This is a genomic window from Leptospira perdikensis, from assembly GCF_004769575.1.
Lineage (GTDB): Bacteria > Spirochaetota > Leptospiria > Leptospirales > Leptospiraceae > Leptospira_A > Leptospira_A perdikensis.
On record NZ_RQGA01000003.1, the window covers coordinates 40,678 to 59,150 of the forward strand.

At 38.3% G+C, this 18,473-nt stretch carries 17 protein-coding genes; 7 read left to right on the forward strand and 10 right to left on the reverse strand.

Going from position 1 to position 18,473, the window contains the following annotated elements; genetic code table 11:
• Positions 1–33: 33 nt before the first annotated feature.
• From EHQ49_RS01460 to EHQ49_RS01470, 3 genes are read left to right on the forward strand one after another with little or no spacing between them, the layout of a single operon-like run.
• On the forward strand, positions 34–1,152 hold the full coding sequence (locus EHQ49_RS01460; RefSeq protein ID WP_244241294.1) for an efflux RND transporter periplasmic adaptor subunit: 1,119 nt from the start codon (positions 34–36) through the stop codon (positions 1,150–1,152).
• An 11-nt stretch (positions 1,153–1,163) separates the two neighbouring features.
• Positions 1,164–4,364 (forward strand): efflux RND transporter permease subunit, encoded by a 3,201-nt coding sequence (locus EHQ49_RS01465; RefSeq protein WP_135575668.1) that lies wholly within the window; start codon positions 1,164–1,166, stop codon positions 4,362–4,364.
• Position 4,365: 1 nt separating this feature from the next.
• On the forward strand, positions 4,366–5,793 hold the full coding sequence (locus tag EHQ49_RS01470) for a TolC family protein (protein WP_135575670.1): 1,428 nt from the start codon (positions 4,366–4,368) through the stop codon (positions 5,791–5,793).
• Between the two features lie 221 nt (positions 5,794–6,014).
• Here EHQ49_RS01470 and EHQ49_RS01475 read toward each other — a convergent pair whose 3' ends face one another.
• From EHQ49_RS01475 to aroC, 9 genes are all read right to left on the reverse strand, one after another.
• Positions 6,015–6,452 (reverse strand): acyl-CoA thioesterase, encoded by a 438-nt coding sequence (locus EHQ49_RS01475; RefSeq protein ID WP_135575672.1) that lies wholly within the window; start codon positions 6,450–6,452, stop codon positions 6,015–6,017.
• 61 nt (positions 6,453–6,513) lie between these two features.
• On the reverse strand, positions 6,514–6,966 hold the full coding sequence (locus EHQ49_RS01480; RefSeq protein WP_135575674.1) for a hypothetical protein: 453 nt from the start codon (positions 6,964–6,966) through the stop codon (positions 6,514–6,516).
• A gap of 92 nt (positions 6,967–7,058) precedes the next feature.
• Positions 7,059–7,394, reverse strand: a complete 336-nt coding sequence (locus EHQ49_RS01485; protein WP_135575676.1) for a Zn-ribbon domain-containing OB-fold protein — start codon at positions 7,392–7,394, stop codon at positions 7,059–7,061.
• A 240-nt stretch (positions 7,395–7,634) separates the two neighbouring features.
• Positions 7,635–8,849, reverse strand: coding sequence for an acetyl-CoA C-acetyltransferase (locus EHQ49_RS01490; protein ID WP_135575678.1), 1,215 nt, complete (start codon positions 8,847–8,849; stop codon positions 7,635–7,637).
• A gap of 72 nt (positions 8,850–8,921) precedes the next feature.
• Complete coding sequence (locus EHQ49_RS01495; RefSeq protein ID WP_135575680.1) at positions 8,922–9,932, reverse strand: hypothetical protein; 1,011 nt, start codon at positions 9,930–9,932, stop codon at positions 8,922–8,924.
• 161 nt (positions 9,933–10,093) lie between these two features.
• The gene (locus tag EHQ49_RS01500; RefSeq protein ID WP_135575682.1) at positions 10,094–10,621 is read right to left on the reverse strand and encodes a NuoI/complex I 23 kDa subunit family protein; all 528 of its coding nucleotides are present in this window, start codon (positions 10,619–10,621) and stop codon (positions 10,094–10,096) included.
• A complete protein-coding gene (locus EHQ49_RS01505; protein WP_135575684.1) occupies positions 10,608–12,056 on the reverse strand; it encodes an NADH-quinone oxidoreductase subunit G in 1,449 nt (482 codons plus the stop codon). The genes EHQ49_RS01500 and EHQ49_RS01505 overlap by 14 nt, the downstream gene beginning before the upstream one ends.
• A 53-nt stretch (positions 12,057–12,109) precedes the next feature.
• Complete coding sequence (locus EHQ49_RS01510) at positions 12,110–12,850, reverse strand: response regulator (RefSeq protein ID WP_135575686.1); 741 nt, start codon at positions 12,848–12,850, stop codon at positions 12,110–12,112.
• 16 nt (positions 12,851–12,866) lie between these two features.
• On the reverse strand, positions 12,867–14,003 hold the full coding sequence (gene aroC, locus EHQ49_RS01515; protein WP_135575688.1) for a chorismate synthase: 1,137 nt from the start codon (positions 14,001–14,003) through the stop codon (positions 12,867–12,869).
• 59 nt (positions 14,004–14,062) lie between these two features.
• Between aroC and EHQ49_RS01520 the strand changes: the two genes are divergently transcribed.
• The 4 genes from EHQ49_RS01520 to EHQ49_RS01535 are packed head-to-tail and all read left to right on the forward strand — an operon-like array spanning position 14,063 to position 16,780.
• Positions 14,063–14,560: an LIC_10042 family TonB-like protein gene (locus EHQ49_RS01520; protein WP_244241295.1), complete on the forward strand. Its 498-nt coding sequence runs from the start codon at positions 14,063–14,065 to the stop codon at positions 14,558–14,560.
• On the forward strand, positions 14,547–15,086 hold the full coding sequence (locus tag EHQ49_RS01525) for a UpxY family transcription antiterminator (protein WP_135575692.1): 540 nt from the start codon (positions 14,547–14,549) through the stop codon (positions 15,084–15,086). The genes EHQ49_RS01520 and EHQ49_RS01525 overlap by 14 nt, the downstream gene beginning before the upstream one ends.
• The gene (locus tag EHQ49_RS01530) at positions 15,083–16,057 is read left to right on the forward strand and encodes a KpsF/GutQ family sugar-phosphate isomerase (RefSeq protein ID WP_135575694.1); all 975 of its coding nucleotides are present in this window, start codon (positions 15,083–15,085) and stop codon (positions 16,055–16,057) included. The genes EHQ49_RS01525 and EHQ49_RS01530 overlap by 4 nt, the downstream gene beginning before the upstream one ends.
• Positions 16,058–16,063: 6 nt before the next feature.
• The gene (locus tag EHQ49_RS01535) at positions 16,064–16,780 is read left to right on the forward strand and encodes a type I 3-dehydroquinate dehydratase (protein WP_135575696.1); all 717 of its coding nucleotides are present in this window, start codon (positions 16,064–16,066) and stop codon (positions 16,778–16,780) included.
• A gap of 72 nt (positions 16,781–16,852) precedes the next feature.
• Here the strand turns inward: EHQ49_RS01535 and EHQ49_RS01540 are convergent, their stop codons facing one another.
• Complete coding sequence (locus tag EHQ49_RS01540) at positions 16,853–18,436, reverse strand: tetratricopeptide repeat protein (protein ID WP_135575698.1); 1,584 nt, start codon at positions 18,434–18,436, stop codon at positions 16,853–16,855.
• Positions 18,437–18,473: the final 37 nt, after the last annotated feature.

Here is an 18,473-nt window from a genome sequence, read left to right on the forward strand (position 1 = left end):
TTTCAACTTTCGATTGAACAAAGTGAGGATACCATGGAATTTTCTCTAGAACCTACAAATTCGCAGTTTCGTAAATTTTTTATACTTATCGTTAGTGTAACCTTATCCAGTTTCTTTTTAGTGGATTGTCATTCCCGCAATCATGATGAAAAAAATTCACTTACAGCAGCTTACCCTTGGAAACAAGAAGTAACGATTGAAAAAAGTTATGTGGCCCAAGTGAAAGCCATCCAACGGATTGAAATTAGAGCATTTGAAAAAGGATATTTAACCAACATCTATATGGATGAAGGGAAAGTTGTGAAAAAAGGCCAAAAACTTTTTCAAGTGATGCCTATGCTTGTGAATGCTCAGTATGACAAAGCAAAAGCCGAATATGAATCCACTTCGATAGAGTACGAAAACACAGAAAAACTTTTTAAAGAGAATGTGGTATCTCAAACAGAATTGTCATTAATCAAAGCAAGGCTGAAGAAAAACAAAGCCACAATGGATCTGGCACAAATCCATCTCAACTTAGCAACAGTAACAGCACCGTTTACAGGGATTACAGATCGATTCCAAGTTCGTTTGGGAAGTTTGGTAGAAGAAGGAACGCTTTTAACAACAATCTCAGATATTTCTAAACTTTGGGTTTATTTCAATGTTTCAGAAAAGGATTATCTGAATTTCACAAGTGAAAAGAAATCAGGGGACAAACCATTAAAAGTTAAATTTCTAATGGCAAATAACCAATTTTTTAAGTATGAAGGAGTCGCCGATACTATTGAAGGTGAATTCGACAGTGAAACCGGTACCATTCCCTTTCGAGCGACATTTTCCAATCCAGATAGACTTTTACGCCACGGAGAAACAGGTAACGTTGTCGTTCATGAAAAACTGAAAGATGCTTTGATCATTCCTCAGAAAGCAACTTTCGAAGTGTTAGATAAACACTATGTATATATAATCAATCTTAAAGGTAAAATCAAAGCCACTGAGATCAAAATAGCAAATGAAATTCCTCATCTCTTTGTTGTAGAGTCGGGGATTTCTGAAAATGATATCATTCTTTTGGAAGGGCTCGGTAAAGTTCACGATGACGATGTAATCAAATACAAAGTGGAATCTCGTGAGAATATACTAAAAAGTTTCGACTTAGCTGCTCATTAGGAGGTCAATTTATGTTTACTAAATTTCTCCAAAGGCCCGTCCTTGCTATTGTTTTATCCGTATTAATTGTGTTTGTTGGTTTGATTTCCATCAAGAACATTCCAGTATCACAATTTCCTGAAATTGCACCACCTAGGGTAACCATTACTTTATCCTTTCCTGGTGCGAGTGCCCAAGTATTAGTCCAATCAACCATCACAACTCTCGAACAAGCTATCAACGGAGTTGCTGGGATGCGATATATGATTTCATCATCCACAAGCTCTGGTGATGCAATCATTCAAGTTTTATTTGAACCAGGAACCAATCCAAACGATGCCTTAGTTCAAGTAAAAACTAGGGTCGATCAGATGATGTATCGTGTTCCAGAATTGGTTCGTCTTGAGGGAATTTTTGTACAACCCGTACAACCAAGTATGTTGTTGTACGTAAACCTATACAGCAAAGATCCCAATGCTAGTGAGAAGTTTCTTTATAATTACGCCACGGTTTTCTTACTTCCTGAATTAAAACGAATCCATGGGATTGGTCAGGCAAAGATCTTGGGAACAAGACAGTACGCCATGCGTGTTTGGTTGAATCCAGATCGAATGCGTGCATACAATGTAACCACATCCGAAGTGATGAAAGCCATTCAAAACCAAAGTATCATTGCAAGACCAGGCCGGCTTGGACAAAGTTCCGGAAAACAAGCTCAATCATTAGAATATACACTCACTTATGAAGGTTGGTACAACGAACCACAACAATATGAAAATATCATCATCCGAGCCAAAACCGGCGGGGAAGTTTTATATTTAAAAGATATTTCCAAAGTGGAACTGGATAGTGAGTTTTATAATATTTATTCCGATGTGGACGGTCATCCCGCCGCCGCCATCATGTTCAAACAAACGGAGGGAAGTAATGCAAAGGAAGTTATCGAGGATATCAAATCAAAGTTAGAGGAACTGAAAAAAACATTTCCTCCGCAGATGGATTACAAACTCAGTTATGACGTTTCAAATTTTATCGATGCCGCAATCGAAAAAGTAATTCATACACTGGTAGAAGCCTTTGTCCTTGTTGCCATCGTTGTGTTTATCTTCCTAGGAGATTGGCGGTCCACACTCATTCCCATCATAGCAGTTCCCGTATCCTTAATTGGTGCATTTTCTTTTATGTTAGCCTTAGGTCTTACCATAAACTTGATTACACTATTTGCGATGGTTCTTGCCATCGGAATTGTTGTGGATGATGCGATCGTTGTTGTGGAAGCAGTGCATGCAAAAATGTCGGAAGAACATTTAAGTGTTTATGCATCTGTAAAAAGTGTTTTAGGAGAAATCAGTGGTGCAGTCATTGCCATTACACTCCTGATGACAGCGGTTTTTGTTCCTGTAACTTTTTTACCGGGACCTGTGGGAGTTTTTTACCGACAGTTTGCGATCACAATGGCAACGTCTATTGTGTTATCAGGATTTGTAGCTTTAACACTCACTCCAGTGTTAACAGCCATGATTCTAAAACCACATTCTCACGATAAAAAAACTCACAATCCCATCGATATCTTCTTAACCAAATTCAATTTCTATTTTGATCAAGTAACAGAAAAATATGTAAACTTAATGCATCGTTTTTCTGGATCGAAAGTGTTTATTGTTTCCATCCTTCTTGGTTTTACTGTTGGATTTCTGGTACTAACACAAATTGTTCCCGCCGGATTTGTTCCAGGAGAAGACCAAGGTATGATTTACGCCGTCATACAAACTCCTCCCGGATCAACGATTGAAAAAACAAACGATGTTGCTCGCAAACTCCAAGAAGTTGCACTTAAAATTGAAGGTGTGGACTCAGTTGCTTCCCTTGCTGGTTATGAAATTTTAACAGAAGGTGAAGGTTCCAACGCAGGAACTTGCCTTATCAGTTTAAAAGATTGGTCGGATCGAAAAAATTCCGTTCACGATGTGATGGAAGAACTGGAACACAATACAAAAAACTTCGGTGCCATCATTGAGTTTTTTGAACCTCCAGCCGTTCCAGGATTTGGGGCAGCCGGCGGCGTTATGTTTCGTTTGTTAGACAAAACAAATAGCGGAGATTATACGGCCTTTGATAAAGTTCATGAAGAGTTCATGGGTGAACTTAGAAAGAGAGAAGAGTTAACAGGACTATTTTCTTTTTATTCAGCAAAGTTTCCACAACTCGAAGTAAAATTGGATCGAAAATTGGCGATGCAAAAAGGTGTCAACATAGGTGAAGCTATGGACAATTTGGACATTCTCGTTGGTAGTACTTATGAACAAGGGTTCATTCGTTTTAACCAATTCTTTAAAGTCTATGTTCAATCACTTCCTGAATTTCGTAGGTTACCATCTGATATTTTGAGTTTATTCACTCCAAATGACAAAGGTGAAATGGTTCCTTATTCAGCGTTTTTGTCTCTCGAACAAAAACAAGGTGCCAATGAAATTACAAGATACAATGCTTATACATCATCGGTAATCAATGTTTTACCAAATAAAGGTTATACGACCGGAGATGCCATCCAAGCAATTCGCAAAGCCTCACAAAATTTGCCTTCAGGATTTGAAGTGGGTTGGGAAGGTCTTTCCTACGACGAAGCTGCCAGAGGGAATGAAGCCATCTTTATCTTCCTCGCGGTGATCGTATTTGTTTATCTTGTTCTTTCCGCTCAATATGAAAGTTTTATCATTCCTTTTTCGGTGATCCTATCACTCCCACCAGGAATTTTCGGAACTTTCTTTCTTTTGAAATTGTTAGGTCTTGCCAACGATATCTATGCACAAATTGGGATGATTATGTTAATCGGTCTTCTTGGGAAAAACGCCGTGTTGATTGTAGAATTTGCAAGGCAGCGACAAGAAGCAGGTTTAACAATATTTGACGCTGCTCTCGAAGGGGCAAAAGCAAGATTTCGCCCCATCCTTATGACATCGTTTGCTTTCGTTGCCGGTTTATTACCACTGGTTTTTGCAACGGGCCCCGGAGCCATCGCCAATCATACAATCGGTGCTTGTGCGTTAGGTGGTATGGTATTCGGAACTATCTTTGGTGTGGTTATCGTTCCAGGCTTATACATTATCTTTGCAAACATAGCAAAAGGTAAAACTTTAATCTATAAAGAAGATCTTATGCCACTCACAGAATCTCCTGAGAGTTACCTAAGTTCAGAAGTAGAAAGAAAAAAAATGAAAAGGGGAAAGAAGTAAAATGAAACGAATTATCATTACCTCAATATTTTTATTCACATTCTCTTGTATTCCCGCTCTTTTAGAAAGAGACAAAGAAGATTTAAAACTCCCTGATGAATTTTTAAATTGGGAAAGTTCCGAAAAATCGGAGAAGTTGGTAAATCAAATTTGGAAGGAATTTTTCAAAGAATCACAGTTAGTGGAACTCATTGACGTTGCGATTGAAAACAACCAGGAACTTGCAATCTTAGAACAAGAAATCAATATTTCTAACAATGAAGTGTTTGCAAGACAAGGGGAATACCTTCCAAAATTATCCCTCCAAGCTGATGGTGGAAGCGAACAAAAAGAACGTTTTAGTACACCAAATGCAAATTCTCCTACTCTCTTTGCCCATGGTGGGCTTGTGATGAGTTGGGAAATTGATATTTGGAAAAAATTACGAAACGCAACTAAGTCAGCTTATCTTCGTTATCTGGCTGGAATCGAAGGAAAACGATATGTTGTCACTAACTTAGTGGCCGAAATAACTGATACTTATTTTGAACTCATCGCCCTCGACAACCAACTCACTTTGGTGGAGAACTACATTGAAGTACTAACCAAAGTCAAAGAGATTGTTGTTCTACAAAGAGAAGCTGGGCGAACAACCTCACTCGCCGTAAAACGTTTTGAAGCAGAAGTTTCTAAAAACTTAGCAAGAAAGTTTGATATCGTCCAACGAATTGCCATCACTGAAAACCGTTTGAACTTTTTACTCGGAAGGTTCCCAGAAAAAATCACAAGAAAATCAGGAGATTTTTTAGACATCACACTTCCTGAAATTCAAAAATCAGTTCCTGTTGATCTTTTGGAAAATCGACCAGACATCAAACAAGCTACCTTGATTTTAGAATCGAGAAAATTGGATGTCGAAGTGGCTCGGGCAAAATTTTATCCTTCACTTATGATTGATGGAAACATTGGATATGAAGCCTTTAATTCTAAACATTTTAAAGGAACACCTGTATCGCTCGCTTATGGTTTAGGCGGTGGAATCATTGCTCCACTCATCAACAGAAAAGCCATTGAAGCGAACTACGCAACGGCAAACAATCTTCAAATCCAAGCTTTATACAATTATGAAGTTTCCCTACTGAAAGCTTTTACAGAAGTCACCAACCAAATTGTAAAAATAAACAATTTAAACCAAAAGTTTGAAGCAAAAACCAAACAAGTATTGAACCTAAAAGAATCAGTAGAAATTTCTAACATTCTATTTAAAGCCGGCCGCATTGATTACATCGATGTTTTATTCACACAACGGGATTTCTTAGAAGCTCAAATCGAAGTGTATGAATTAAAATACAGTTTATTAGAATCTAACGTTGGTTTGTATAAAGCACTTGGTGGCGGTTGGCGAGGACAAAAAGAACCTGAAGGTCAAAGAAAAACGAGTAACTTCTAAGGTTTATATTCTTTCTAAATATGTTTGATTTACATTCTGTGGGCGCCTCGAATCCATCGAGGTACCTCACTTTTTGGAAAACCGATCCCGCTCTCCGCTCCAATCTTTCCCATTCAATTTTAATATCAAAATGAATTGTATACGGAAAGGATTTCCGCTTCGATCGGTGGCGCGGGGATTTGAGATGGTTGTGAAAAAAATCTTAGACTTTCAAAACCAGCTCATTCAGTGGGTTTTAAATCTACCTTCAGTTCAAACTGCATCAATTGACCCACCTCTTTCGGTAACGAGACAATTTTCTTTGTTACATGACTCACTGTAATATAAGTAAGCATCCCTGAACAGATTCGTTTGTCGTTGCAGTGAATCTGAAACGACCAAAAAATTTTAGACGACTGATAACTTGGATCTAATGAAATTTCCAACTCATCATCAAACTTAGCACCATTTCGATAATCAATTAACGATTGTACGACATGAAAATCAAGTTGGTAACGATCGATAAATTCAGAATAAGAAATTCCTTTCGATCGAAAGTATTCGGTAATAGCTACATCCAAATAATTCAAATAGTTGGCGTTAAAAACAATCCCTTGAGAATCTACTTCTGAATACCGAACTCGGAGTTTATATTGGAAAGAACCTGCCTTTGATTTCATGATCTACACTTTCCTCTGAATCCATAGAATTACAATGAACGAACCAAGTCCTCTTTAGTTCCTAAGATAAATCTGATTTTCTTTTATGATATAACAATGCTTTCTTTAAACACGTAATGAGTTTGGATTTGGGAAGTTTTTTACTGGCTGATAAATATAATGCCCTTCTTCCATCACAATTCAATTCAGGAAATTCAATTGCAATCTCCTTTGCTATCGTGGTTTTACAGTTGAAATAAAGGGCAAATTCGGAATCATCCACTTTGCCTATACGAATAGTAGAACCTGATTTGGTTTTGGGAGTTAAAAAACTCGGCTCAGCCCATTTTAAACATTCTTCAATTTCACCAATACGTTCATCTGATTCCGATAATTCATAAATCCAAGTTCGGATTTCCATAAATTTATCTAACATTACAGGAGTTAAGTTAAAATAATATGATGATATTTCTTCTGATGGAATGGGATATTTTTGTTTGGATTTATTTTTTTGTTTTGAAGAAGTCGATTTCATTTTTCACTTATATCGTTTACAAAACAATTTAATACCACTAACATACATTCATAATGAATGATGCGATTTAGATAATACGTAATTAAAAAATTCTAATATTGAAATACAGGGCCAATCTTTTCGTCCATACCTTTGAATCGAACCTTGTCTCCAATTTTTACGACGTTAAAGTCAGTAACACCTTCAATCACAGTAGTTAGTTTTACATTTTCTTCCGTTTGTACAATCGCCAAAACGTAAGGAGCACGTGCAGCCATATGGCCAAATCCAACATATACAACCGTAAACGAATGGATGATTCCATTTGGTTTTAGACTTACAGTCTCAATGGATTCACTTCCGCAGGAGGGGCAAAAGGAAGTTTGTTCTGCCACTTTAAAATCGCATTGTTTACAATGGATTCCCGGAATGGTTTCGATTACGTTCATAGTACATTACTCAGTTTTTCCTGAAATAAACGCAATACGTAAAAATCCCTAACTAGGATAAAATCGCTGTTTGTGGATGAAAAAAGGGAGCTACCCAACAAGACCAGGTTATGCGCTTTGCCATAAATCGCTACAGACAGTGGTATTGGTATCTTAGCTTACTAACAAAGGAGTGAATCAACGAAACACGTTTAAACCCCAATTTTACAGGATCTAAACGTGTTTGTTCAAATGGTAAGTTTACTTCAATCTTTCAATGATGGTCGCAATTCCCATTCCGCCACCGATACAAAGAGTGATTAGACCGTAACGAAGGTCTCTTCTTTCCAACTCATCTAGAACGGTTCCAGTTAAGATGGCTCCCGTTGCTCCGAGCGGATGTCCAAGGGCAATCGATCCCCCATTTACGTTGATTTTGGATTCATCAATTCCGAGTGTTTTCTTTACATATAACACAACAGAGGCGAATGCTTCGTTGATTTCCCAAAGGTCAATGTCTTTTACAGTAAGTCCTGCTTGTTTCAATGCTTTTTGAGAAGCAGAAACAGGGCCTGTTAACATGATCGTTGGATCTTCACCAGTTGCCACTGTTGCAAGAATTCTAGCACGTGGTTTCAAACCGTATTTTTTCAAACCATCATCATTGGTAACTAAAATCGCAGCCGCACCATCCACGATTCCGGAAGAGTTTCCAAGTGTATGGATGTGGTTGATTTTTGTTACTTCTGGATAAGAACGTAATGCGATGGCATCTAATTCTTTTTCACCGATTGTTTTGAATACAGGACCAAGACCAGAAAGGAATGCATAATCAGATTCCAAACGTGGGTTTTCTTCTTCAGTCACAACAGTACCATCATCCAAAGTAATTGGGATCACAGATTTTTTAAAATATCCATTTTGAATGGCTGCATGTGCTTTTTGTTGTGAAGATTCGGCAAAACGATCTGCTTCTTCACGAGAAATATCATACTTAGTTGCGATTAGGTCTGCAGAAATCCCTTGTGGAACGAGATTGTAATGTGCGGCAATTTTATCGTTACCAACGTTAAAATCACGACCGACCATATCATCACCCATTTTCACACGGCTCATGGATTCAACTCCACCACCAACCCCAAGTTCCATAGCTCCCGATCCAACATGGTTTGCTACGTTGTTGAGTGCTTGTAATCCTGATCCACAAAATCGGTTCACAGTATAACCTGGAACATCTTTTGGCCAATGAGCTGCCATAACCGCATAACGCGCAATACATGCAGCTTGGTCAGCAACTTGGGATACACAACCCATAACAACTTCTTCTACCGTTTTGGGATCAATTCCGGTACGTGATTGGATGGCTTTTAATGTGGCAGCAGCTAATTCTTGTGGGTGGACGGATGCAAGTGTCCCGCGTTTTTTGCCCTTTCCTCTCGGAGTTCGGACAGCATCAATAATATAGGAATTCCCCATGGGTTTACCTCTCTCTGGGTGTTTCTAGGAAAAACGTACAGAGTTCGCCTCACAAGAAAAGTAAAAAAATCATCATTTCGTCATAGTTTTCATGAATTTGTGACGGTAGTAGACCATTTTTGCTCGGATTTGGCACCCATATCCCGAAATCATAGAATCCCATTGGTCCGCTTTGCTTTCATTTCGTTCATCGGCAATCCGGATGTATCGAAAATTGGGCTCGATGGCTTCAGAAAATTCCCTTTTGTTCCAGTCCACGTATCGCCATGCGCTAAAACTATGGTTCACTCCGACCTTTTCATCGATGGTTCCGATGAGTTGGAACTTGGATTCGCAAGGAGTTCGAAAGAAAATATAACGATTGAAGAAGTACAAAATGGTGCGGTGAGGATTTGCATCCAAAACCGATCGGAAATGGTCTCGCATCTCCTCTACAGTATAAAACAAATCAGGCCCAGAATTGGTACTACGAAAAATCACCGGTGAAAATTCATTCGGGGTATAGATCCTTGTGAGTACTCGAATGTATTCTGGGTCGTCCAATCGGTAAGGAATTTCATTAAAAGCAAAGGGGAAAGGATCCCTTTCCGTCATATGAATTTCTATGTAACGAGTGTGATCGTATTCCGGATCATTAATATCGGTTGCTACAATTTTTTTAATGTACCGAGATAGGAATTGGTCTTCGTACAAATCTCGAACCGTGACCGCACCTTCTTCATAAAGAATGGCACTTCCAAAATCTATAAAACTTGCACCATCTAACCACCGTCCGATGGAACCATATTCATGGTGTAGAATCCGATTTCGAAAGATGGAACGAAGGATCAAGTTGTGATCATACAATCGTTTTCGACCCGATCGTTGTTCAACAACTGTATTTTTTGTTTTTTTTACTTTATAATAATGAATATGATTGGCGAGACCAAATCGTAGTTTCTCAAACGCATGATTTTCTAAAACACGTTTTTCATCTTCTTCATTTTCAATGATGGTTGTCTCAGCAGAAAGTGCAGAATGATATCCAAATAGAATGATAGAAATCAAAATACAGAGAAGAATTTTAGAAGAATTTCTTGCCATGAATTTGTTTGTAAATTCTAGATCGGAAAAATTGTTTGTAGGGTTTAGAAACAAAAAAAATCCATTCACGAGTTTAATCAAAACGTTTGCGTTTATAAAAAGAAACCCGGTAGTTTCCAATCAGAAAAATCTACCGGGGAGACAAAACAAACAGAATGAATTTAATTCCTTTGGCCGAGAATCGGACCACCTGTTTTTTCCATCATTCTTTCTTTGGTTAAAAATAAATCTTCACGGTTGTCAGCTGCCATCTCACCAGTTCCATCCAAATAAATGGCACCTTTAGGACATGCTTCCTCACAAAGACCACAAAAGATACAACGCAGTAAGTTGATTTCAAACTTCTTTGCAAACTTATCTTCCGGATGGAGGTGTTGGCGTTCTGAAGGAACTTCTGCTGCTTCGATATGAATTGCATTGGCAGGACAAATCCACATACAACAAAAACAAGCAGTACATCTTTCCCGACCTTGTTCATCACGTTTCATGGAGTGCATTCCACGAAAACGAGTAGAGTACTGGCGTTTTTTATCAGGATATTCGATGGTTACTTGTTTATTGAACAAAGCCACCTTGAGGAAATGTTTGAGTGTAATCCAAAGGCCTTTACCGATGGACCAAAAATAGAACTTCTCATACCAAGAAAACTGGTGTTTTTTGGCGACATTGACTACATTAATGGTTCCCAACGGATGCCTCCACTCTTTCAGTCAGTTTTTGGAAAATTGAATCCACAACACCTGCCGAAGATAATAGTCCTTTGATTGCATTCATAGATTGTTCAAAGTTTTGTTTCAGACCCGTTTTATTGGTAAAACTACCTGCAGATTCTGCAAATATTTGAATTGGTGCCGCCAAACTTGCGTTCTTTGCTGCATCAGTCAAATTGGTATCAAAAGAAATTACCTTAGATGGATCAATTCCTTCAGGGATAGATTCCTTCAAAACAATCACCAAATCAATAGATCCAGACTTGATAGCACTGAGGATTCCAGAAACTCCAGAAGTAGTCGTGATTCCTAAATCTACGGCACCTCTTGTGTTCGGGTGCGTATCTTTAGTAAGTAAAAAATCCACTTGTTCCGTTTCTTTGTTTTGTGCCTCAGTGACTCTCGATTCCCATTGAATGGACTTTCCACCAAGTTCCTGCGAAATCTGTGCGAGACCTTTTTTCAATGATTCTAATGTTTCATTGGATTCATGAGCTCCACCTAACACAGCAATCGCTTTTGCCGATTTGATTCGATCTACAATTTTTGAAATGACTTCTTTCGATGTGGAAGGTTTTCCCCCTTCCAAATAACTATGTAGGCGATTTTGATTCATCCAATCCAAATCAAATCGGCCTTTGTCACAAAGAAAAAACATACCTTCATCATAGTTCTCGCGAACCATATAACGATACATTTTATTATCTCTTACGTTCGTTGTAACGTTACAACCTGTAGAACAACCATGACATACTGATTTTTGTGATTTATACCACCAAACACGTGATTTAAATAATGTTTTGTTATTCAGTAGTGCACCGACAGGACAAATATCTGCCAAAGCACCTTGGTAGTTGTGATCAATTGGTTCTGATTTAGCAAGGCCAATGATGGAATGATTTCCACGTTCAAAAAGACCAAGGTTAGACTGGCCGACCTTCTCTTCTTCAAAACGAACACAGCGATAACAAACAATACAACGATTATGATTGATGATGAGATTCGTTCCAATCTCTTCTTGTGGAATATTACGTTTATCAAATTCAAATCTGGAATGTCCAGAACCGGAACCAAATGCGTTGTCTTGCAAACGGCATTCACCAGCTTTATCACAAACAGGACAATCTAACGGGTGATTTGCGAGGAGAAATTCCATGGTACCAGCACGAGCTTCTTTCACTCGGTCTGATTTTGTTATGATCCCCATTCCTTCCTTTACAGGAGTGTTACAAGCTGCTTGTAAACGAGGAACGCCCTCAATTTCAATGAGACACATGCGGCACATACCGACAATGCTTAACGCTGGGTGGTAACAAAAGTAAGGGATTTCGACTCCAACTTCTTTTGTGGCGTCGATGAGGTTTTTCTTTTCGTCGACTTCGAATTCGACTCCGTCTATCTTTATCTTAACCAAAGAACAGGCCCCCTACGTTTGATTAGACCCTATCATTGGTTTTTGTCAAACCTTCATTTTGAAATTATATTTACCTCGGAAAGATAGCTGTAGGGTTGTAAATTCACTACATTGTCATTGAAGAATTCCGAATCCAAAAAGAAGGAACTTGCTCGAATATTGGTATGTTTTAGAATTTTTGCAGTGAGATCATCCAAGATCTGTAAGGCTCGAACTTCGTAAAAGAAGGTCTTATCGAGATTGATTCTCAAATTGGTGAAAGTTCCACGACCTGCGAGAGACAACATAAACCGATCATAAATCTCTTCTAAAGATTTTTTGCCCGGGCAACCCTTAATCTCCAATAACATCTGAGAAATGGATAATTCGGAGACGTTGATCACTAATGGAAATTCCTTTTTATCAATGATGTTTTCCGGTTTTAACTGCAGTACTTGTGCAATTTTTTCCAAGAGAGCTTGGTTAGCGATGGGTTTCAGGAGATAAGCCGTAACATGACTAAAGGCAGCACGTCGTACTTGGTCTTTTTCACCAACTGCAGTTAACATGATGACCGGAGTCATCTTTAACATTTCCTTTCCCTTTTCTAAAAAACTAATCCCATCCAAATAAGGCATATTCACATCACTAATTACTAAATCATAACTGTTGTTTCTGATTTTAGTAAGCCCGGACATTCCGTCCACAACGTGGGTAACATCAAAGTTATACCTTTCTAACGTATGTAATAACAGTTTTGCCGTACTTTCATCATCTTCGAGAAGTAAAATTTTATAAACTTTAGGTCGATTCATGTGTTTTAGAATTCCTTCATTGTTCTGGTATAGAATCTAAATTCGCATATTTCATAAACCATTTTGGTTGTAATGCCCTTTGGTATAAATAAGCATCTACAAGCACAAGATTGACCACAGCTTCTACAATCGGAACGGCTCTTGGCAACACACAAGGATCATGACGACCCTTAGCTTTTAGAATGGTTTCTTCGTTTTTATCGTTAATGGTTCTTTGTTCTTTTTTAATCGTTGAAGTTGGCTTAAACGCAGCACGAATAACCAGATCCATTCCGTTTGAAATTCCACCTTGGATTCCACCAGAATTGTTAGTTCTCGTTTTTACTTTTCCTGTTCCTTCTTCAATATAAAACTCATCATTGTGTTTACTGCCTGTTTGGCGAGTACCGGAAAATCCAGAACCCACTTCAAATCCTTTACATGCAGAAATAGACAAAATTGCCTTTGCGAGATCGGCATCTAATTTATCATAAACGGGATCACCAAGACCTGGAGGAAGATTTCGCACGGCAACTTTAACCACTCCACCAACCGAATCTCCTTCATCTCGAAGTTTACGAATGAGAGTTTCCATTTCATCATTAGCCGATTGATTTGGACATCTTGTTGGAAACTTGTCAACAATATCCCTTGAGATAGGATATTCTAATTCACTAATATTTGAATCAATTGGGCCGATAGTATCCACCCAACCAACAGTGGAGATACCTAACTCACGTTCTAAGATCACACGAGCAAGACCTGCAGCGGCAACGCGGCCGATGGTTTCTCGAACCGAAGATCTGCCACCACCCACATGGGCACGATGACCATATTTTTCTGAATAAGTATAATCTGCATGTGAAGGACGAAAGACATGAGCCATTTCATCATAGTCACTTCCAATCGTGTTTTGGTTGTTCACTTTCATGAGGATGGGACTACCGGTAGTTTTTCCTTCAAACACTCCCGATTCAACAACCATTCGGTCTTTTTCATCACGAGGAGTGGTAAGATCGTTTTGCCCAGGTCTACGGCGCGTTAGATCTTTTTGAATTTCTTCTTCTGGAAATGGAAGCCCCGCAGGAACTCCATCCACAACAACACCAACGGAAGTTCCGTGGGACTCACCATACGTCGATACTCTAAAAATTTTTCCCCAACTGGAAGGCATATACGGACAATGAAAATGGAGATTGCATTCTCTCCAATAAAGTTTTTCATGAACTTGGAATGCACATTCTTTTTGAAGGTCCGAAATACAAGGCTCTCGCCATCGCTTTTGGATCTCATCTTCTGGTTCTATTTGCTCTATTTGGCTATAACCTCCAAAGGGACATAGATTCTCCATTTTTAAATCTAAAAGAGGGTGGAGCCGTTTCTACGATTCGTTTGCAATTTTCTTCAGGAATTGGAAAACCTTCGGACTCTTCTCAAACAAATCCCACACCAGAGGATGGGGCCAAAACCGTGGAAAAAGAAATCGCCGAATTCCAAAATTGCCTAAGTTATCCTCCTCTCGCCTTGGAACAAAAATTAGAGGATGTTTGTGTTTATAAATTGCTCGTAAAAGAAGATGGTACTCTAGAAAAAATTGCAGTGGTCACCGCATGTAGGTATGCGGTCTTTGATTTACAAGTGCGTCGGCAACTCGCCGATTGGCAGTTCCAATATTCCAAAGGTAAAGAATTTGTTCTACCCATTAGGTTCCGTTTAGATGTCCGAGATTAATCCCTCCATAGAAGAAAGTGCTTGGTACATTGTTTATACCAAACCCAGGGCCGAAAAAAAACTCAGTTTACTTCTAAAAAAATACCATTTGGAAAACTACCTTCCCATCCGCAAAGAACGCAAAAAATGGACAGACAGGTTTAAATGGATTCATACTCCCATCCTGCCCTCTTATATTTTTGTAAAAATTGTTTTTTGGCGGGATAAAAATAAAGTCCTCCAATTACCGGGCTCCCACCATTTTGTATTTCATAAGGGCCAACCCGCGACTGTGACCCAAGATGATTTGGATATTTTAGAATTTGGTCTTCAAAAATATGCAGAATCATTGATCATCAGTCCAGAATCCGTATTGGAAAAAGGGAAAAAAGTTCGCATCATTGGCGGTGCCTATGTAGGCAAAACTATGGAAATTATAAAAGTTAAAAATAAAACAAAAGTGATACTTCGTATTCCGGAGATTAACACCGCTTTTGTATACGAAGTTGAAGTGGATGATTTGGCCTGGGAGGAATTACTCACATGAAAGAAAAAGATACTATATCCATCGTAAAACAAGCACTAGATGATGAAATTTCATCTCTTGTCCATTTTCGTGATCAATTAGATCCATCCGTAAAGGACTGCATTGATTTGATTTTAAAATCTTCTGGGAAAGTGATTGTTACAGGTGTTGGTAAATCAGGTGATATTGCTAAAAAAATTTCGCATACACTTTCTTCTACAGGAACCTCTGCTTATTTTTTACACCCGACAGATGCCTCCCATGGAGATTCCGGAATCGTTGGACCGGATGATGTTGTACTTGCTATCGGTAAAAGTGGAGAATCCGAAGAATTAAATTACATTCTACCAACTCTTCGCAAGATTGGAGCAAAAATTGTAGGAATCACAGCAAACAACAAATCAAAGTTAGCAGCTCTATCGGACGTGGTTATCATTACTCCTGTATTAAAAGAAGCTTGTCCTTTAGATTTGGCCCCTACATCGAGTACTACTATAGCATTGGTACTTGGAGATGCCATTGCTGTGGCTCTTATGGAATTAAAAAACTTTCAGGCCAATGATTTTGCTTTATACCATCCTGCAGGTCGATTGGGAAAAAGGCTTTCATTGTATCTATCGGATGTTATGCGAAAAGGCGAAAGGAATGCTTCGATTTCTGTAGATGCCAATCTTGAAACCATCTTAAAGGAAATCACGGAAAAAGGAATTGGTGCCACAGGTGTAGTAGATTCAGAATCCAAACTCATTGGTCTCATCACTGACTACGATATTCGCAAGTATCTCACTAAAAACACACTTCTTCCGACTGTAACAGCGAAAGACATGATGAATGCAAAACCAAGTAGTTTCCGACCCGAGGAAAAAGCATACGATGTTTTAATCAAAATGGAAGGGCGGGAACGTCCGATTTCTGTGGCTCCCGTTGTGGATGAAACAGGTCGATTTGTGGGAATGATTTCCCTTCACGATTTATTACAAAAAGGACTATAAGATATTATGCCAGAATCCTACAAAATCATAGCTTCTGTTGGTGAAGATGAACTTCGCCATTTACAAAAAAAAGATGTAAAGGAAGTCGATGTGATCGAAGTCCGATTGGATCTTTTTTCTAGAAACTATATTCAAAAAGAGATGAAGAAAAAATTGAAAGCACTTGGTCTTCCTGTGCTTTTTACCTACAGAAGAGCAGAAGACAGCAGTGTCCGTTCTTATGTAAAACTTTTCCATGAAGATGTAGAAGGAATCCTCAAAGATTTTAATGATAATGCCAATTACCTGGATATTGAATTGAATCGTGAAGATACTATCTTTCGTAATTACGAAACCCTCAACTATCGGATTATCTATTCCTACCATTCTTTCAAAAAATCTATTCTTGCGAATGAAATGACGAATTACATTAATAAAGCGAAACCAGTGAAGAAAAAAAATCCAATCTTCAAGTTTGCTATCACACCAGAAGACATAGAAGAAACAGCAGATTTTTTAAATGATATTAAACTTTTATCCAAAACCAATACGATGATCGGAATTTGTATGGGTGAACTCGGAATTCTTTCGCGAGTATTTGGTGATAAATTTCATTCTTCCTTCACCTATATGACTTTAGGTGAACCGAAAGCTCCTGGACAAATCTCTGTTGATACTTTTAAAAAATTAAGAGCTGACTTGTTCAAAAGTCCTGGTTCCGGAAAAGATTCTAAAGAAGATTAGATTGTTTTACCCTCGGAAGTTATTTTCCGAGGTTGTGTTTACTGGAAATTTTTAACCAATATCTGGTATCGATTATGGATGGACTTGAGCACTCACTGTGCCGGCTTTTGTACCAATGAATTCTCGAAAGGAGGAATCCTTCCAAACCTCTTTAAAGTCCTTCTCTAAAGTTTCTGCAGTCCAATACTCTGGCTTCAAATCTGCGGCCAACTTAAATTGTTCTTTGGTTTTCACAAGATCTCCCTTTTTAGAATAACATCTGGCGAGCAGATAATGTCCTGAGGAAGAACCTGTTACTTTTTGAAGGATAGAAATGGCCGCATCTACCTTACCTGAATAAAAATAATTTCGACCACGGTAGAAAAGAAACTCTCTCGACTCAAGATTTGCAGGAACTTTTTCCAATACGGAGAAATAAGTTTCGGCTTTGTCAAAAGCATTGGTTTCGGTATACCTCCTTGCCAACTTAATAAATCCGACCTGGTATTTCTCGGGGGTTTGGGTTAGGTCAGGAAATTTAGAATCGATAAATTCAGAGTATTTGGTAAAACTTGTATCAAATTTTTTTGTTCTTTTGCCAGCTTCAAACATACAAACAAAACGAAACATATGTGATTCTACTTGGTTTGGATTGAGTGACAATGCTTTGTCGGCCGAAGAAATACAATTTTCCCAATCGGATTTTTGTTCGTACAATCTTGCCAATGCCAAAAGGGGAGGGTCTTTTTGTAATTGTTTGTAAGCATGTTGGAAAGATGTTTCTGCTTTATCCAATTCAGCTAACTTCTGAAATGCGATTCCTTCGTTCAAATATACATAATATAAAAATACATTGGTGTCTTTGGAAAACGGATTTTTTTTGGCACGTTCAAATGATTCAATCGCAGACTTTGGATCATCCTGTCTTAGTTTGACAATTCCCAATTTATAATGGTATCTGGATCTAGATGGATTCTTTTCGATTAGGTTCTTAAGATTGGTTTCTGCTAAATCATATTTTTTCTCTTCGAACAAAGCCAAAACATAATCCCAACGTACATCTTCCAAGTTAGGTTGGTTCACTAAAAGTTGTTCGTAATACTCACTTGGTTTTGTACCTTCTGATGATTCAGAAACTTCTTCTGGTTTTTTAGAATTTTCTTTCTTTGAATCTGATTGTTTTGGTTCGGAAGGTTTAGATTCCACTTTTGTTGGGTGCGAATACGTATGTGTTGAAGAAGGATTTCCTTTGTTGCCCACAGCACGATTGTAAATCTTTTGAACTTCTTCATTTTTAGGATCGTATTTCAGATAACGAGAAGAGTATGTGGCTGATAAATTCCAGTCTTGGTGGTAATTAAAAAATAGGGCAAGTTTTAAAAGGACAGTTTTTCTTTGGTCTTTGTCCAAATCTAAATCAGCAGCCCTTCTAAAGTTTTGAATGGATTTAGGGTAATCTTTTTTATATTCATAAATATAACCCAAATACATATACGCCTCACCGTCTTGCGGGTGTGAGTCGGCATGTTTTGTAAATTTTTTAATCGCTTCGCCATACGCTTTTTTTGAAAAAGCTTTTTTGCCTTCCTTCATCGCATCACTATCAATCGCGAAGAGTGTAGGTTGGAAGATTACAAAGATAAAAACTAAGGAAAGATATTTCCGCACGGATTCCAAACTAGTTAGAACCCATGGGAATGAAAGGGATTTTTGG

What these genes read in the sequence shown, in the direction of transcription:
- EHQ49_RS01460 (WP_244241294.1), top strand. Translation starts at nt 34, where the DNA reads ATGGAATTTTCTCTAGAACCTACAAATTCGCAGTTTCGTAAATTTTTT.
- EHQ49_RS01465 (WP_135575668.1), top strand. Translation starts at nt 1,164, where the DNA reads ATGTTTACTAAATTTCTCCAAAGGCCCGTCCTTGCTATTGTTTTATCC.
- EHQ49_RS01470 (WP_135575670.1), top strand. Translation starts at nt 4,366, where the DNA reads ATGAAACGAATTATCATTACCTCAATATTTTTATTCACATTCTCTTGT.
- EHQ49_RS01475 (WP_135575672.1), bottom strand. Translation starts at nt 6,452, where the DNA reads ATGAAATCAAAGGCAGGTTCTTTCCAATATAAACTCCGAGTTCGGTAT.
- EHQ49_RS01480 (WP_135575674.1), bottom strand. Translation starts at nt 6,966, where the DNA reads ATGAAATCGACTTCTTCAAAACAAAAAAATAAATCCAAACAAAAATAT.
- EHQ49_RS01485 (WP_135575676.1), bottom strand. Translation starts at nt 7,394, where the DNA reads ATGAACGTAATCGAAACCATTCCGGGAATCCATTGTAAACAATGCGAT.
- EHQ49_RS01490 (WP_135575678.1), bottom strand. Translation starts at nt 8,849, where the DNA reads ATGGGGAATTCCTATATTATTGATGCTGTCCGAACTCCGAGAGGAAAG.
- EHQ49_RS01495 (WP_135575680.1), bottom strand. Translation starts at nt 9,932, where the DNA reads ATGGCAAGAAATTCTTCTAAAATTCTTCTCTGTATTTTGATTTCTATC.
- EHQ49_RS01510 (WP_135575686.1), bottom strand. Translation starts at nt 12,850, where the DNA reads ATGAATCGACCTAAAGTTTATAAAATTTTACTTCTCGAAGATGATGAA.
- aroC (WP_135575688.1), bottom strand. Translation starts at nt 14,003, where the DNA reads ATGCCTTCCAGTTGGGGAAAAATTTTTAGAGTATCGACGTATGGTGAG.
- EHQ49_RS01520 (WP_244241295.1), top strand. Translation starts at nt 14,063, where the DNA reads ATGCACATTCTTTTTGAAGGTCCGAAATACAAGGCTCTCGCCATCGCT.
- EHQ49_RS01525 (WP_135575692.1), top strand. Translation starts at nt 14,547, where the DNA reads ATGTCCGAGATTAATCCCTCCATAGAAGAAAGTGCTTGGTACATTGTT.
- EHQ49_RS01530 (WP_135575694.1), top strand. Translation starts at nt 15,083, where the DNA reads ATGAAAGAAAAAGATACTATATCCATCGTAAAACAAGCACTAGATGAT.
- EHQ49_RS01535 (WP_135575696.1), top strand. Translation starts at nt 16,064, where the DNA reads ATGCCAGAATCCTACAAAATCATAGCTTCTGTTGGTGAAGATGAACTT.